We start from the raw sequence: 13,652 nt of genomic DNA, 5'->3' as shown, positions 1-13,652 counted from the left end.
GACCGTGTCAGACCGCGTCCAATGCGCGGTCGATCAACCCGATCACGTTCTCGGTGCCGTTGCGGGTGCCCGCCGTCTCGGCCGCGGCGGCCATCCGGTCGAGCCTGTCCCTGTCTCCCAGGATCGGCACGACGATCCGCCGTACGGCGTCGCCGTCGAACGTCGCGTCGTCGAGAAGCTCGGCCGCTCCTGCCGCCACCGCAGACGCCGCGTTCAGGCGCTGCTCGCCGTTGCCGACCGAGTACGGCACGTAGAGGGCGGGGATGCCCAGCGCACTGATCTCGCTGACCGTCGCCGAGCCGGACCGCGACACGATCAGGTCCGCCAGAGCGAAGGCCAGATCCATCCGGTCGACGTAGCGCCGCAGTGCGTATCCCTCGACGCCCGGATCGGCGAGATCGCTGCGCTCACCCGTCACATGCAGCAGCTGCCACCCGGCTGCGAGGACATCGCGCCAGGAGTCCGCGAGGGCCTCGTTGAGGCGCTGAGCACCGAGCGAGCCGCCGAACGCGAGCAGCACCGGGCGATCCGGGTCGAGACCGAAATACTCCGCGGCCTCCGCGCGCGTCGCCGCACGATCGAGCGTGATGACCTCCTGGCGCAGCGGCATCCCGACCGTCTCGCTACCCCGGAGCGGCGTGCCCTCGAACGCCACGCCCACGGCCGCGGCACGGCGGGCCCCGAGCACGTTGGCGAGACCGGGCTTGGCGTTGGCCTCGTGCACCACGAACGGCACGCCCTCGCGCCGCGCAGCCACGTAGGCGGGTGCGGATGCGTAGCCCCCGAATCCGACGACGACATCGACGCCGTGTCGGCGGATGTGCGCGCGCACCTGAGCGATGGCGCGGCGGAACCGCATCGGGAAGGCCGCAGCCTGGCGATTCGGACGACGCGGGAACGGGACCTTGTCGACGACGAGCAGTTCGTAGCCTCGAGCGGGCACCAGCCGGGACTCGAGCCCCTCGGCCGTACCGAGCACGAGCACGGTGGCATCGGCGTCGCGTTCACGAAGTGCGTCGGCGACGGCGAGCAGGGGATTCACATGGCCGGCGGTGCCACCGCCGGCGAGGAGGTACGAGGTCACCTGGTGACCCTACCCCGCTCGGCTGAGGGCTTCTCGACCACGGGAATGGTGCGCGCGAAGGCGAGCAGCACCCCGCACGCGATCAGCACGGCGAGCAGTGCCGTGCCTCCCTGAGACATGAACGGGAGCGGGACTCCCATCACCGGGAACACACCGATGACGACGCCGATGTTGAGCACGGCCTGACCGACGATCCACACCGTGATTCCGCCGGCCGCGACGCGGATGAAGGGATCAGGCGTCTTCCGGATCACGTGGAAGGCACCGACCGTGAAGAACGTGAACAGCGCCAGAACGACGATGCAGCCGATCAGCCCGAGCTCTTCCCCGACGATCGCGAAGATGAAGTCGTTGCCGGCGGCGGGCAGCCAGCCGTACTTCTCCTGGGAGTTGCCGAGTCCGAGCCCGAATATCCCGCCCGATGCCATCCCCCAGATGCCGTGGATGGACTGGTAGCAGTCGCTCTCGTACAGCGCCATGTTGTCGCAGGTCGCCGTGATGCGCCGCATCCGGTCCTGGCTCGACAGCGCGTAGGCGAGGACCGCGCCGATGCCGATCACCACCGGGATGATGAACAGGCGAAGCTTGACACCCGAGAAGAAGAGACAGCCCAGCAGGATGAGCACCAGCACCATCGCGGTGCCGAGGTCCTTGCCGGCGAGCACGGTACCGATCGCCAGCGCCCCGACCGGGATCACGGGGATGAAGACGTGGTGCCAGGTGCCGAGCATGGCCTGCTTGCGCAGCAGCACCGCGGCGATCCACAGAGCCAGTGCGAGCTTCAGGAACTCGGAGGGCTGCAGCGTGAAGCCGCCGATGTCGATCCAGTTCCGGTTTCCGCCGTCTTCGATCCCCAGGGGGGTGAACACGAGCAGCTGCAGGGCGACGGCGCCGAACAGCGCGGGCCACGCCATCTTCTTCAGGAACGCGACGGGTAGACGGCTGATCAGGAACATCAGCGGGACTCCGAGGAGCGCGAACACGCCCTGGCGGAGGACGCCGCCCATCGGATCGGCTCCGCTCGCGACCGCGGTCGCGCTCGTCGCGGACAGCACCATGACCAGGCCGAAGAGTGTCAGCAGCAGGGCGGTCGACGCGATGAGGAGGAACTCGGTCGACACCGGCGTGAACCGGCGTCCGAGCGACACCCTGGCGGCGAGTCCGCCGGACTCAGAGCGCGGAGGGCGGGACACCTGCGTCATCGGCGCTCCCCCGGTCTATCCAGTCACGCACCGCCTCGGCGAAACGGTGACCTCGATCCGCGTAGCTCGAGAACTGATCGAACGATGCCGCCGCCGGGGCCAGCAGGACTGTGCCCTCGCCGTCGACGATCCCCGACGCGATCTCCACGACACGGTTCATGACCTGTCCAGTCTCGCCAGCATCGACCTCGAACACCGGTACCGACGGCGCGTGTCGCTGGAATGCCGCGACCACGGAGTCCCTCTCGACCCCGATCACGACAGCGGCTCGCGCCGTGGCACCGACATCGGCGACCAGATCGGCGATGTCGACGCCCTTCAAGTCACCCCCGACGATCCACACCGCGCCGGGGTAGGCCCGCAGCGACGACGCCGCGGCGTGCGGATTGGTGGCCTTGGAGTCGTCGACCCAGGTGACGCCCGCATGCCGCGCTATGACCTGGATGCGGTGCGCGTCCAGCCGGAAATTCTGCAGCGCCGTGTGGATCGCCTCCGGTTCGACTCCCAGTGACCGCGCCAGAGCACTGGCGGCGAGGATGTTCTGGACGATGTGCGGAGCTGCGAGCCCGACCTCGTCCAGAGCCGCGATGGTCGTCAGCTCGAGAGCGCTGCGTGCGCGGTCGTCGAGGAAGGCGCGGTCGACGATGAGCCCCTCCACGATGCCGAGGTCGCTCGGTCCGGGGATGCCGAGATCGAAACCGATCGCGCGGGCTCCTTCGACGACCTCGGCTTCTTCGACCATGAGCCGGGTCGCCTCATCGGCCTTGTTGTAGACGCAGGCGACGCGGGTGTTGCGGTAGACCACGGCCTTCGCGTCGCGATATGCCTGGGCGCTGCCGTGCCACACCAGGTGGTCGTCGGCGAGGTTGAGGCACACGGCCGCGTAGGGGAAGAGCTCGCCCTCGGGCCGCGACTGGCCGAGGTACCAGAGCTGGTGGCTGGAGAGCTCGACCACGAGCACGTCGAAGCCGGCGGGATCCCGCACCGCGTCGAGGACGGGCACGCCGATGTTGCCGCAGGGCGCCGCACGAAGGCCACCCTCGACCAGCAGCGAGGCCGTGAGCTGCGTCGTGGTCGTCTTGCCGTTGGTCCCCGTGATGAGGACCCAATCGGCCGGCGTACCGTCGGCGCGGAGCACCTTGTCACGGACACGCCAGGCGAGTTCGACATCGCCCCAGATCGCGATTCCCGACGCCTGGGCCCAGCGGATCACGGAGTGCGATGGGGAGAAGCCGGGCGAGGCGATGACCACCTCGGGGGCGAAGTCCACCAGTGCGGCCGGCACCTCGGCCAGGGGGCCGAGCTCGAGCGCGGCACCGATCACCGGAAGCAGGCGCGCGTACTCCTCTTCTGCGGACTCGCTGAGCACGAGCACCTCCGCACCGAGCTCGGCGAGAGTGTCGGCCACCGAGAAGCCCGTCATCGACAAGCCGAGCACGGCGACGCGGAGATCGCGCCAATCGGCATTCCAGCTGGTGAGTCCGCTCAGGCGATCAGTCGACACGGGTGAGCCACTCGACGTAGAAGAGGCCGACCGCCGAGACCGCGAGGAGTCCGGCGATGATCCACATGCGCACCACGATCGTGACCTCGGACCAGCCGCGCATCTCGAGGTGGTGATGGAAGGGACTCATCAGGAACAGCCGCTTGCCGCGCGTGATCTTGAAGTACGCCCGCTGCAGGATGACGGAGCCGGAGGACAGGACGAACACGCCGGCGATCACCAGCAGGAGGAGCTCGGTGCGGGTGAGGATCGCCATCGCGGTGATCACGCCGCCGATCGCCATCGAGCCGACATCGCCCATGAAGACCTTCGCCTTGGGCGCGTTCCACCAGAGGAACCCGATGAGGCTGGCGGCGACCGACGCCGCGATGATGGCCAGGTTGAACGGATCACGCACCTCGTAGCATCCGCCGAGGGCGTCGGGATCACCGCCGATGCAGGGCTGCTTGAACTGCCAGAACGCGATCACGCTGTAGGCGCCGACGACGATGACTCCGGCCCCGGCGGCGAGACCGTCGAGACCGTCCGTCAGGTTCACACTGTTCGAGGTCGCGACGCCGATGATCGAGATCCACACGAGGTAGAGGATCCAGCCGAGGACGACGCCGAAGGCGAAGAGGTTGAGCCAGGTGATGTCGCGGAAGAGCGAGATCGCGGGGCTCGCCGGCATCTGCCCCCACCTGTTCGGGAAGTTCAGAGCGACGATGCCGAAGGGGATGATGACCAGCAACTGGCCGATCACCTTGCGCCAGCCGGACAGCCCGAGGCTGCGCTGGCTGCGCACCTTCATGTAGTCGTCGATGAAGCCGACGGCGCCGAAGCCGACCATCAGCCAGATCACCAGGATCGCCGAGAGTGCGGGCACCTCACCGCTCACCAGCACGCCGGTGAAGTAACCGACGATGGATCCGACGATGAAGATGACACCGCCCATTGTGGGCGTGCCGCGCTTCGCCTCGTGGCTCGGATTGTGCACCGACTCCGGGGTGCGGATGACCTGCCCCCAGCCCCACTTCCGGAAGAGCCGGAGGAAGACAGGAGTCAGGAACAGGGTGAAGGCGAGCGAGATCGCCGCCGACATGATGAGAGACCTCACGAGAACAATTCTCCCAGACGATCGCCGAGATGCCGGAGGCCCACGGAATTGGATGACTTCACGAGTACGCGGTCGCCGTCGCGGAGTTCGGTGCGCAGGTACTCGAAGGCTGCCTCCTGGTCGGGGAGGTGGATGGCCTCGCTGTCCCAGGAGCCCTCGCCGACCGCAGCGAGGTAGAGCCGCCGCGCCTCAGGGCCGACGACGACGATGCGTTGGATGTTGAGCCGCACCGCGAGCAGACCGATACGGTCGTGCTCTTCCCCCGCACCTTCTCCGAGCTCGGTCATCGCGCCGAGGACGGCGACGGTGCGCTCCTCCGGCCCGGTGATCTGCGCGAGAGTCCGCAACGCCGCGGCCATGGAATCGGGGCTCGCGTTGTAGGCGTCGTTGATGATCCGCACGCGGTCGCTGCCCAGCGGCTGCATGCGCCACCGCTCGGCGATCTCGACCGTCTCCAGACGCGCGACCGCGTCTGCGGGCGTGACGCCGACGACGAGCGCTGCGGCGATGGCTGCCAGCGCGTTGGACACGTGATGCGCACCGAGGACCCGCAGACGAAGGGTCAGGCGGTCGCCGCCGACCTCGACGGTGCAGGACGTGCCGGAGGCGGAGACGGAGATGTCGTGCGCGCGGACATCGGCGCTCGACCCTTGTCCGAAGCCGACGACCTGCAGACCACGCGCTTCGGCGAGCCCTTGCATGGCGGCGACCCTGCTGTCATCGATGTTGAGGACGGCGGTCCCGGGAACGCGAGCCGCTTCGACGAGCTCGGCCTTCGCCTTCGCGGTGGCTTCGATCCCCCCGAATCCGCCGGCGTGCGCCATGCCGACCATGAGCACGACGGCCACGTCGGGCTCGACGAGACCGGCGAGGTGCGCGATGCTGCCCGGTGCCGCCGCCCCGAACTCGCTCACCAGGAACCGCGTGTTCTCGGTGACGCGGAGCATCGTGACGGGGGCGCCGACCTCGTTGTTGAACGACTTGACCGGCGCGACGGTTTCGCCCTCACCCTCGAGGATGCGTGCGAGGAAGTTCTTCGTGGTGGTCTTGCCGTTGGATCCGGTGATCCCGATGATGCGGAGGGAGCCGCCGGCACGCACGCGAGCCACGACCTCTCTGGCCAGCTCTCCCAGCGCCGCGACGGCGTCGGCGACGACGATCTGGCTGACGGGGACATCGACCGGGTGCTCCACGATCGCCAGCACGGCGCCGGCCCCGACAGCAGCTCCCACGAACTGGTGACCGTCGGTCTCCGCGCCGGGCTTCGCGACGAAGATCGAGCCGGGAACCATCGTCCGCGAGTCCGTGTCGACGAGGCCGTCGACGACGGTCTCGGCCGTGTCTTCTCCGGCCACGCGCAGATCACCGCTCACTGCGGCGGTGATCTCAGCGAGCGTCAGGGCGATCATTTCATCTCCATGCGCGGCTCTCGCCGACTATCCGAACTTGGGAAGGAGCTCGTCCATCGGGACAGAGGACGGCATCACGCGATACGTTTTCATCACCTGCGTCATCGCCTTCTGGAAGGCGGATGCGGTGGCCGCGGACGATACAACCTTAGTCGGCTCATCGAGGGTGACCACGACGACGTACTGGGGATCGTCCACCGGCGCGAAGCCCACCATGCTGGTGTAGTACACGCCGTTCTTGTAGCCGCCGTTGACGGGGTCTGCGACCTGAGCGGTACCGGTCTTGCTGGTCACACGGTAGCCGGGCACCTGGATCCGCTCGGCGTTACCGCCCTGAACGGCCACGTTCTCGAGCATGCGGGTGATCTCGGCCGCGGTCTGCTTCTCGATGATCTGCTCGTGCTTCGGCTTGTCGGGCGCGGCGACGGTGCCGTCCGCTTTGGTGCAGGACTCGACCAGCGAGAGATCGATCTTCTCGCCGCCGTTGGCGATCGCCTGGTACGCGCCGGCGAGCTGGGCCGCTGTGACCGTGTAGTACTGGCCGAAGGTCGTCGTGTAGAGCGACTGGCTGTCCCATTCGCTGACCGGGTGGAGTGTTCCCCCCACCTCGGAGGGGAAGTCGATCGTCTTGTGTCCGACCCCGAACCGCTCCAGGTAGTCGTAGCGCACCTCGGGACTCACCATGGTGCCGAACTTGGACAGCGCCACGTTCGAGGAGTCGATGAGCCCGCCGGCGAGGGTGTAGTTGTACGCCGGGTGGTTGAACGCGTCGTTGATCACGGCGCCATTGGGGAACGTCTCCCGTGACGATGCGGTGACCGTGCTCAGGGGCGTGAGCCCTGCGCCCTCGATGACGGCGGCGGCGGTGATCGCCTTGAACGTCGATCCCGGCTCGAAGTCCCGGTGGAAGATCTGGCTGTACCGCGTCTCGGGCGTCGAGGAGTCGAGATCATTGGGGTCCAGGGACGGCCACTCCGCCGCCGCACGGATCTTCCCGGTCTTCGCCTCGACGACGGTGACGGTGCCGCCCTTCGCACCCTGCTTACGCGCCTCCTCGCCGACCATCTGCTGCAGGTACCACTGCAGATCACTGTTGATGGTCAACTGCACCGAGCCGCCGTCGACGGCATCCACCGTGCGCTCGCTTCCCGGGATCACGACGCCGTTCGCGCCTCGGCGGTAGGACTCCTCGCCATCGATCGGCGCCAGGCATTGTTCGCCCAGCTGCTCGATGCCGGCCTGCGCCGTTCCCGAGCCGTCGAGGAAGCCGAGGATGTTTCCGGCGACCGCGCCGTTCGGGTAGACCCGCGTCTCCCGCCCCTGCATGTGGAGGTAGGCGAGCTTCAGGTCACGCAGCTCGATGTACTGCTCGGTGGTGAGGGACTTCTTGAGCGGCGCGTACTGACTCTGCGAATCCTTCGCGAGCGCGTCGGCCACGAGCGCGCGGACCTCGTCGCCGGTCTGTCCGGTGATCGCCGCGATCTTCTCGGATGCTTCCGCCCACGGAACCTTCGGGTCCTTCTCCTCGAACTGGTTGATGACGAGCGGGCTGAGTTGCGCGTCGTAGACGAGCACGCTCGAGGCGAGAACCGTTCCACCGGCATCGACGACCGATCCGCGCTGCCCCGGAATCTCGTCGCCCACGCCGATCTTGGTGAGCGACTGAGCGACGTGCTCGTCGGCGCTCACAACCTGGATGTCGACCAGACGCACCACGAAGGCCGCCAGCACGGACAGGATGACGGCGAGGGCGACGACGGTGCGTCGCCGCGGTCCGCGGGTGGCTCGTGTCGTCATGCGTCTCTCCGTCGATCGTGTGTGTTCAGCGTGTCGTGGGGCTCGGGAGTCCGTCGGTGATCGCCGGCGGCAGTTCTGGGGTCGTCGCGCCCGAGGGGCCGTCATCTGTTGCCGTCTTCGTCTCCGTCGGCGCGGGCTTGACGATCAGTGAGTTGCTCACCGCACCCGCTCCGCCCGGGTTCACGGTCGACGTCCAGTCCGCTCCCGCCCCGGTGCCGAACACCGCGCCATCGCTCAGACGCAGGTACGACGGCGATCCCGCCACCACCATCCCGAGTCCCGCAGCGCTGTTGGCGAGCACCTGCGGTGAGCTCAGACCGGTGAGCTCCTCCTGGAGTGCGTGCGTCTGCAGACTCAGTTCACGCTGCTGGGATGAGAGACCGGCGAGCGTGAACGAGTCCTGCGTGATCGCGAGCGACAGCGCGACCTGAGCCGCGCCGATCGCCAACGCACCGCCCAGGGCGACGAGCGCGTAGGCGAGCTTGGGCTTGCGGCGGACTGCAGGTCGGGTGACCGGCCGCAATCTCCGTTGGGGCTCGCGCGCCGGGGCGACCGGCTGCACAGGTTTGCGGACGACGGCGTTCAGACTCATGCGCTCTCCCGCAGCTTCTCGGCGGCGCGGAGCCGCACGGGGATCGCCCGCGGGTTGCGCGCGCGTTCTTCGTCGGAGGCGAGTTCCGCCCCCTTGGTGAGGATGCGGAACTTCGGAGCATGCTCGGGGAGCTCGACGGGGAGCCCTGCCGGAGCAGTCGAGGCTGCTGCGGCGGCGAACGCCTGCTTGACCAGGCGGTCCTCGAGCGACTGGTACGACATCACGACGATGCGTCCGCCGACGCCGAGCGCATCCATCGCGGACGGGATGGCATCGGCGAGCACGTTGAGCTCGGTGTTCACCTCGATGCGCAGGGCCTGGAACACACGCTTGGCCGGGTGCCCGGCGCGCTGAGCGGCTGCCGGAGTCGCGGCGATCAGGATCTCGACCAGCTGGCCGGAGCGGGTGATCGGCTGCTTCTGCCGGGCGTCGATGATGAAGCGCGCGTAGCGGCCGGCGAGCTTCTCTTCGCCGTACCGCTCGAAGATGCGACGCAGGTTGCCCTCGTTGTACGTCGCGATGACGTCGGCCGCTGTGACGCCCTTGGTCTGATCCATACGCATGTCGAGCGGAGCATCCTTCGAGTACGCGAATCCTCGCTCGGCCTCGTCCAGCTGCAGCGAGGAGACGCCGAGGTCGAAGAGGATGCCCGCGGCCCCCTGGGCGTGCAGGCCGATCTCGTCGTACACCGTATGCACGAGCGTCACGCGGTCTTTGAAGCGCGCGAGCCGCTCCCCCGCGATGCGCAGGGCGTCGGTGTCGCGGTCGAGTCCGACGAGGCGGATGTTCGGGAAGCGCTCGAGCAGCGCCTCCGAGTGGCCGCCCATGCCGAGCGTGGCATCGACGAGCACCGCTCCGTCCGCCTGGAGGGCGGGAGCGAGCAGCTCGACGCAGCGGTCGAGCAGTACGGGGGTGTGAATGTCTCGGAGGTTCATGATCTTTCTCGGGGTGACCTTCGGCTCTGATCCCCCTCCGCTTCTCGACCCGGCACCGGGGAAGTGTGTCGGGGCGGGAGCGGCGGGGCATCACAGCCGTGGTCAGAAGAGTCCCGGAATCACCTCCTGCTCGAGGTCCGAGTAGGTCTCCTCGCCGGCGGCGAGGTAGGTGTTCCAGCTCTCGGCATCCCAGATCTCGGCGTGCGCGCCGACTCCGGTGACGATGAGCTCTTTCTGCAGACCTGCGTACTGACGCAGGTGCGCGGGGATGGTGATGCGGTTCTGGCTGTCGGGCATCTCCGCGCTCGCACCGGAGAGGAACAGCCGCATGAAGTCACGCGCCTGCTTGTTGGCGAGCGGGGCCTGACGGATCCGCTCGTGCATCGCCTCGAACTCGGCCGTGCTGAACACGTAGAGGCAGCGTTCCTGGCCTCGGGTGACGACGATGCCGCCGCCGAGGTCCTCGCGGAACTTCGCAGGAAGGATGACCCGTCCTTTGTCGTCCAGCTTGGGTGAGTGCGTACCCAGCAGCATCGGCCACCACCCCCTCTCCGTCCGGCCAACTCGAGGTGCGCCCCACTTTACTCCACTTTCCTCCACTTACCTACGACCAATCCGCAGATATCGCACCATCGGCCCGAAGGGCGCGCCAAAGAACCGCGGAATTCCGCGGTGGAGGAAGGTGGAGGCTCAGTGGAGGAGCAGAGCGGGGCGCGCGTTAACGACAGAAGCCCGGATGCTCAGCATCCGGGCTTCTGTCGTGAAAATCTGTGGGGGTCAGTGACCGTCCTGGCGCCGATCCCAGCGATCATTCATACGGTCCATGAACGAGGCGGAATCCTGACGCTTCGGGGCGGAACGCTCTCGCGGCTCGGCGGGAGTCGCTCGACGCACGGGCGTGACGGCGACCATGACTCCGGCGAGCATCGCCGCGAATCCGATCACGCCGACCACGATGCCCCACACGCCGCCGAGGATGACGCCGGCCACGAGGCCGCCGACTCCGGCGAGTAGGAGAAGAGCCCCGTAGACCAGATTTCGGTAGCTCAGTGCACGGTCGCCGGACGGCGCGCTGACGACGTCGGCATCGTTGTGGAGGAGATGGCGTTCCATCTCGTCGAGCAGACGCTGCTCCTGTTCGGAGAGTGGCATTTCGTCCCCCTCGGGTATCGTGCGTTCCATTCTACGCGCGCCCGGGCGTCCGGGGCTAGCAGTTCGGCGTCCCCTTGCTTTACGTATGCTGGGAGTCGTGCCGACTTCATCCTCCGTTCCCGGTGCGGTCGCCGCACACCTCGACCGATTCCTCACTCGGATGCGCGAGGAATCGTCGGAGTACGGCCCGGATGCCGCCTCCTTCTTCGATGCCGCTGCCGGCACGCTCGAAGGAGGGAAGCGGTTGCGCGCCCGGTTCTGCCACGCCGGGTGGCGGGCCGTCAGCCGATTCAGCGATCGCACCACGACCGAGACGGATGCCCTCTGGGACATCTGCACCGCGTTGGAGATCTTTCAATCGGCCGCGCTCGTCCATGACGATCTGATCGACAACTCGGACACGCGCCGCGGCCGCCCGGCCGCCCACCGCGCCCTCGAGGAGTCGCACCGTTCGGCCGGCTGGTCCGGCGATGCTGAGGCCTTCGGCCGCGCTTCCGCGATCCTCCTCGGTGATCTCCTCGTCGCCTGGAGCGACGACCTGCTCGAGTCCGCCCTCGAGGGGCTCCCGCACGCCGGGGACGTGCGCTCCGAATACGCCAGGATGCGCCGCGACGTGACCACGGGGCAGTTTCTCGACATCGCCGAGGAGTCGGCCTGGAGCGTCAACGATGGTGGACTCCATGCCGAGCGAGCGCTGCGCGTGGCGTCGCTGAAGTCCGCCAGGTACAGCATCGAGCAGCCGCTGGTCCTGGGCGCGGCCCTCGCCGGCGCCGAACGCGATCAGACGGCGGCGCTGCGTCGCTTCGGCCACCCGATCGGCATGGCCTTCCAACTCCGCGACGACGTGCTCGGGGTCTTCGGAGACGCGTCCGTCACGGGCAAGCCGGCCGGGGATGATCTTCGAGAGGGAAAGCGCACGGTACTCATCGCCCTCACCCGGCAGGCCCTCGACCCGTCGGCGCGGAATCTTCTCGACGAGATGCTCGGCGACCCGGAGCTGACCGCGCAGCAGGTGTCGTTCCTGCAGGCCACCATCACCGACTCCGGTGCACTGGACCGGGTGGAGGCGATGATCGCCGATTATGCGCGCGAAGCGGATCGCGCCCTATCGGGTGCTCGCCTCGACAACGCGGCAGTCGGCGAGCTGCGCGAGCTGGCGCGAGCCGCCACCGTCCGCTCCGCCTGACGCGGAACCCGTCTCAGGCGAGGGTTCGAGCGAGCCGCCGGACCGCGCTCTTGTGCCCGGCCAGCAGCGCGTCGATCGGCGAGCGACCGAGGGTCTCCTCCTCCGTGAGGAGCCAGTCGATCAGCTCATCGTCGGAGAAGCCGGCGTCCTGCAGCACGATGATCGTCCCCCGCAGCGAGCTGAGCGGATGCCCGTCGACGATGAACACCGCCGGAACCGCGAAGGTGCCGCTGCGACGCGACCCGACCAGATAGTGGTCGTCGATCAGGCGGCGGACACGACCGAGGGGCTCGTCGAGCACCTCGACGAGATCGGGCATGGTCAGCCACTCGACGTCAGCGGCGGCAGGGGTTCCAGCAACGTTCTCAGACACGTTGCCCACTATCTCATCTCTGCAGAGGCATCGCATGTCGCCCCTCCAGTCACATCCTTCACTTGCGTCACTTCTGTTGACTTCCGTTTACATCCGTGTCAGCGTGAAGTGCTCGAAAAGGGGGCCCGCCTTGAGAACCAAGACCGCCACGCGTCGGACGCGAAGCCTGCAGTTCGGAGTGCCCGCCGCCGTGCTCGGCGCTCTCGCCGCCACTCTCACCGCCGCTCCGGCCGAAGCCGCCGCGACGACCACAGATCTCGCTCCGGTCGAGCGCCACCGCAGCATGCCCGTGCGCGTGGTGCCGGCACAGGCAGCGCCCGCGAGCTATGTCGTGCGACCGGGCGACACGGTCTCATCGATCGCCTCGCGTTTCGGACTCCGCACCGTCGACGTGCTCGCCTGGAACCATCTCTCCTGGCGCTCGGTGATCTACCCGGGCCAGACGCTGACGCTGCGGACAGCCGCTGCGTCTGCCGCCCCTGCTCCCGCTCCTGCTGCTGCGACCTCCACCTCGCACAAGGTGGTCGCGGGCGACACCGTGTACGCCATCGCGCAGAAGTACGGAACCACCGTCGATGCGGTCCTGGCTGCGAACGGGCTCACGCGCGCATCGGTGATCTACCCCGGACAGGCCCTGGCGGTGACCGGCTCGGCTGCGCCCGCCGCCGCACCGGCAGCAGCACCGGCGTCCGCGCCCACGCCCGCCGCCACGGCATCGCACATGGTCGTCGCCGGCGACACCGTCTACGGGATCGCCCAGAAGTACGGCATCACCACGCAGACGGTGTTCGCCCTGAACGGACTGGGCCCGTCCTCGATCATCTACCCCGGGCAGAAGCTCGCTGTTCGTGCGGCACCTGTTGCCGCACCTCCCGCAGCGGCAACAGCCACGGTGGGCGGACAGCGGTCTGCGACCCTCGACAGCGAGCAGGCGGCGAACGCCGCGCTCATCATCCGCGTCGGTCGAGAGCTCGGCATCCCCGATCGTGGAATCGCCCTCGCACTCGCGACCGGCATGGTGGAATCGGGTCTCCGCAACCTCGACTGGGGTGACCGCGATTCGCTCGGCATCTTCCAGCAGCGTCCGAGCACCGGGTGGGGAACGCCGGCGCAGATCATGGACGCCGACCGGAGCACCCGCGTCTTCTACGGCGGGCGGAACGACCCGAACGGACACATGACGCGCGGTCTGCTCGACATCGCCGGGTGGGAGAGCATGCCGTTCACATCCGCCGCTCAGGCCGTGCAGATCTCCGCCTATCCGGACAAGTACGGGCAGTGGGAGACGCAGTCCTACAGCTGGCTCGCCCTCCACGGCTGAC

At 68.2% G+C, this 13,652-nt stretch carries 13 protein-coding genes; 2 read left to right on the top strand and 11 right to left on the bottom strand.

The features are described from left to right. Positions 1-7: 7 nt before the first annotated feature. From ACIOTO_RS13835 to ACIOTO_RS13790, 10 genes are all read right to left on the bottom strand, one after another. The gene (locus ACIOTO_RS13835; RefSeq protein WP_400858314.1) at positions 8-1,084 is read right to left on the bottom strand and encodes a UDP-N-acetylglucosamine--N-acetylmuramyl-(pentapeptide) pyrophosphoryl-undecaprenol N-acetylglucosamine transferase; all 1,077 of its coding nucleotides are present in this window, start codon (positions 1,082-1,084) and stop codon (positions 8-10) included. After that, positions 1,081-2,286, bottom strand: a complete 1,206-nt coding sequence (ftsW, locus tag ACIOTO_RS13830) for a putative lipid II flippase FtsW (protein ID WP_029261560.1) — start codon at positions 2,284-2,286, stop codon at positions 1,081-1,083. The genes ACIOTO_RS13835 and ftsW overlap by 4 nt, the downstream gene beginning before the upstream one ends. Next, complete coding sequence (gene murD, locus ACIOTO_RS13825; protein WP_400858313.1) at positions 2,255-3,790, bottom strand: UDP-N-acetylmuramoyl-L-alanine--D-glutamate ligase; 1,536 nt, start codon at positions 3,788-3,790, stop codon at positions 2,255-2,257. Before murD ends, ftsW begins: the two co-directional genes overlap by 32 nt. Beyond that, complete coding sequence (gene mraY, locus ACIOTO_RS13820; protein ID WP_029261558.1) at positions 3,780-4,886, bottom strand: phospho-N-acetylmuramoyl-pentapeptide-transferase; 1,107 nt, start codon at positions 4,884-4,886, stop codon at positions 3,780-3,782. Before mraY ends, murD begins: the two co-directional genes overlap by 11 nt. After that, positions 4,883-6,295, bottom strand: coding sequence for a UDP-N-acetylmuramoyl-tripeptide--D-alanyl-D-alanine ligase (gene murF, locus ACIOTO_RS13815; protein ID WP_400858312.1), 1,413 nt, complete (start codon positions 6,293-6,295; stop codon positions 4,883-4,885). Before murF ends, mraY begins: the two co-directional genes overlap by 4 nt. Positions 6,296-6,322: 27 nt before the next feature. Further along, the gene (locus tag ACIOTO_RS13810; RefSeq protein WP_400858311.1) at positions 6,323-8,092 is read right to left on the bottom strand and encodes a peptidoglycan D,D-transpeptidase FtsI family protein; all 1,770 of its coding nucleotides are present in this window, start codon (positions 8,090-8,092) and stop codon (positions 6,323-6,325) included. Positions 8,093-8,117: 25 nt separating this feature from the next. Then, on the bottom strand, positions 8,118-8,684 hold the full coding sequence (locus tag ACIOTO_RS13805) for a hypothetical protein (RefSeq protein WP_400858310.1): 567 nt from the start codon (positions 8,682-8,684) through the stop codon (positions 8,118-8,120). Continuing rightward, positions 8,681-9,619 carry a 16S rRNA (cytosine(1402)-N(4))-methyltransferase RsmH gene (gene rsmH / locus ACIOTO_RS13800; protein ID WP_029261554.1) on the bottom strand — a complete coding sequence of 313 codons (939 nt, stop codon included), beginning with the start codon at positions 9,617-9,619 and terminating at the stop codon, positions 8,681-8,683. Before rsmH ends, ACIOTO_RS13805 begins: the two co-directional genes overlap by 4 nt. A 102-nt stretch (positions 9,620-9,721) precedes the next feature. Next, positions 9,722-10,153 (bottom strand): division/cell wall cluster transcriptional repressor MraZ, encoded by a 432-nt coding sequence (gene mraZ / locus ACIOTO_RS13795; RefSeq protein WP_029261553.1) that lies wholly within the window; start codon positions 10,151-10,153, stop codon positions 9,722-9,724. Between the two features lie 243 nt (positions 10,154-10,396). Then, a complete protein-coding gene (locus ACIOTO_RS13790) occupies positions 10,397-10,771 on the bottom strand; it encodes a DUF3040 domain-containing protein (protein WP_372466531.1) in 375 nt (124 codons plus the stop codon). Positions 10,772-10,868: 97 nt separating this feature from the next. On the opposite strand from ACIOTO_RS13790, the gene ACIOTO_RS13785 reads away from it, so the two are divergent. Next, complete coding sequence (locus tag ACIOTO_RS13785) at positions 10,869-11,957, top strand: polyprenyl synthetase family protein (RefSeq protein WP_400858309.1); 1,089 nt, start codon at positions 10,869-10,871, stop codon at positions 11,955-11,957. Between the two features lie 13 nt (positions 11,958-11,970). Here ACIOTO_RS13785 and ACIOTO_RS13780 read toward each other — a convergent pair whose 3' ends face one another. Further along, a complete protein-coding gene (locus tag ACIOTO_RS13780) occupies positions 11,971-12,339 on the bottom strand; it encodes an Rv2175c family DNA-binding protein (protein ID WP_331280457.1) in 369 nt (122 codons plus the stop codon). Positions 12,340-12,460: 121 nt separating this feature from the next. On the opposite strand from ACIOTO_RS13780, the gene ACIOTO_RS13775 reads away from it, so the two are divergent. Next, entirely contained in the window at positions 12,461-13,651 is a 1,191-nt protein-coding gene (locus ACIOTO_RS13775) for a LysM peptidoglycan-binding domain-containing protein (RefSeq protein ID WP_400858308.1), read from the top strand. Position 13,652: the final 1 nt, after the last annotated feature.

It is taken from the genome of Microbacterium sp. NPDC087592 (genome assembly GCF_044743585.1).
GTDB lineage: Bacteria > Actinomycetota > Actinomycetes > Actinomycetales > Microbacteriaceae > Microbacterium.
The sequence above is the reverse complement of the archived record's forward strand: the minus strand, read 5'-3'. Positions and strand labels throughout refer to the sequence as shown.

What these genes read in the sequence shown, in the direction of transcription:
- ftsW (WP_029261560.1), bottom strand. Translation starts at nt 2,286, where the DNA reads ATGACGCAGGTGTCCCGCCCTCCGCGCTCTGAGTCCGGCGGACTCGCC.
- murF (WP_400858312.1), bottom strand. Translation starts at nt 6,295, where the DNA reads ATGATCGCCCTGACGCTCGCTGAGATCACCGCCGCAGTGAGCGGTGAT.
- ACIOTO_RS13810 (WP_400858311.1), bottom strand. Translation starts at nt 8,092, where the DNA reads ATGACGACACGAGCCACCCGCGGACCGCGGCGACGCACCGTCGTCGCC.
- ACIOTO_RS13805 (WP_400858310.1), bottom strand. Translation starts at nt 8,684, where the DNA reads ATGAGTCTGAACGCCGTCGTCCGCAAACCTGTGCAGCCGGTCGCCCCG.
- rsmH (WP_029261554.1), bottom strand. Translation starts at nt 9,619, where the DNA reads ATGAACCTCCGAGACATTCACACCCCCGTACTGCTCGACCGCTGCGTC.
- mraZ (WP_029261553.1), bottom strand. Translation starts at nt 10,153, where the DNA reads ATGCTGCTGGGTACGCACTCACCCAAGCTGGACGACAAAGGACGGGTC.
- ACIOTO_RS13790 (WP_372466531.1), bottom strand. Translation starts at nt 10,771, where the DNA reads ATGCCACTCTCCGAACAGGAGCAGCGTCTGCTCGACGAGATGGAACGC.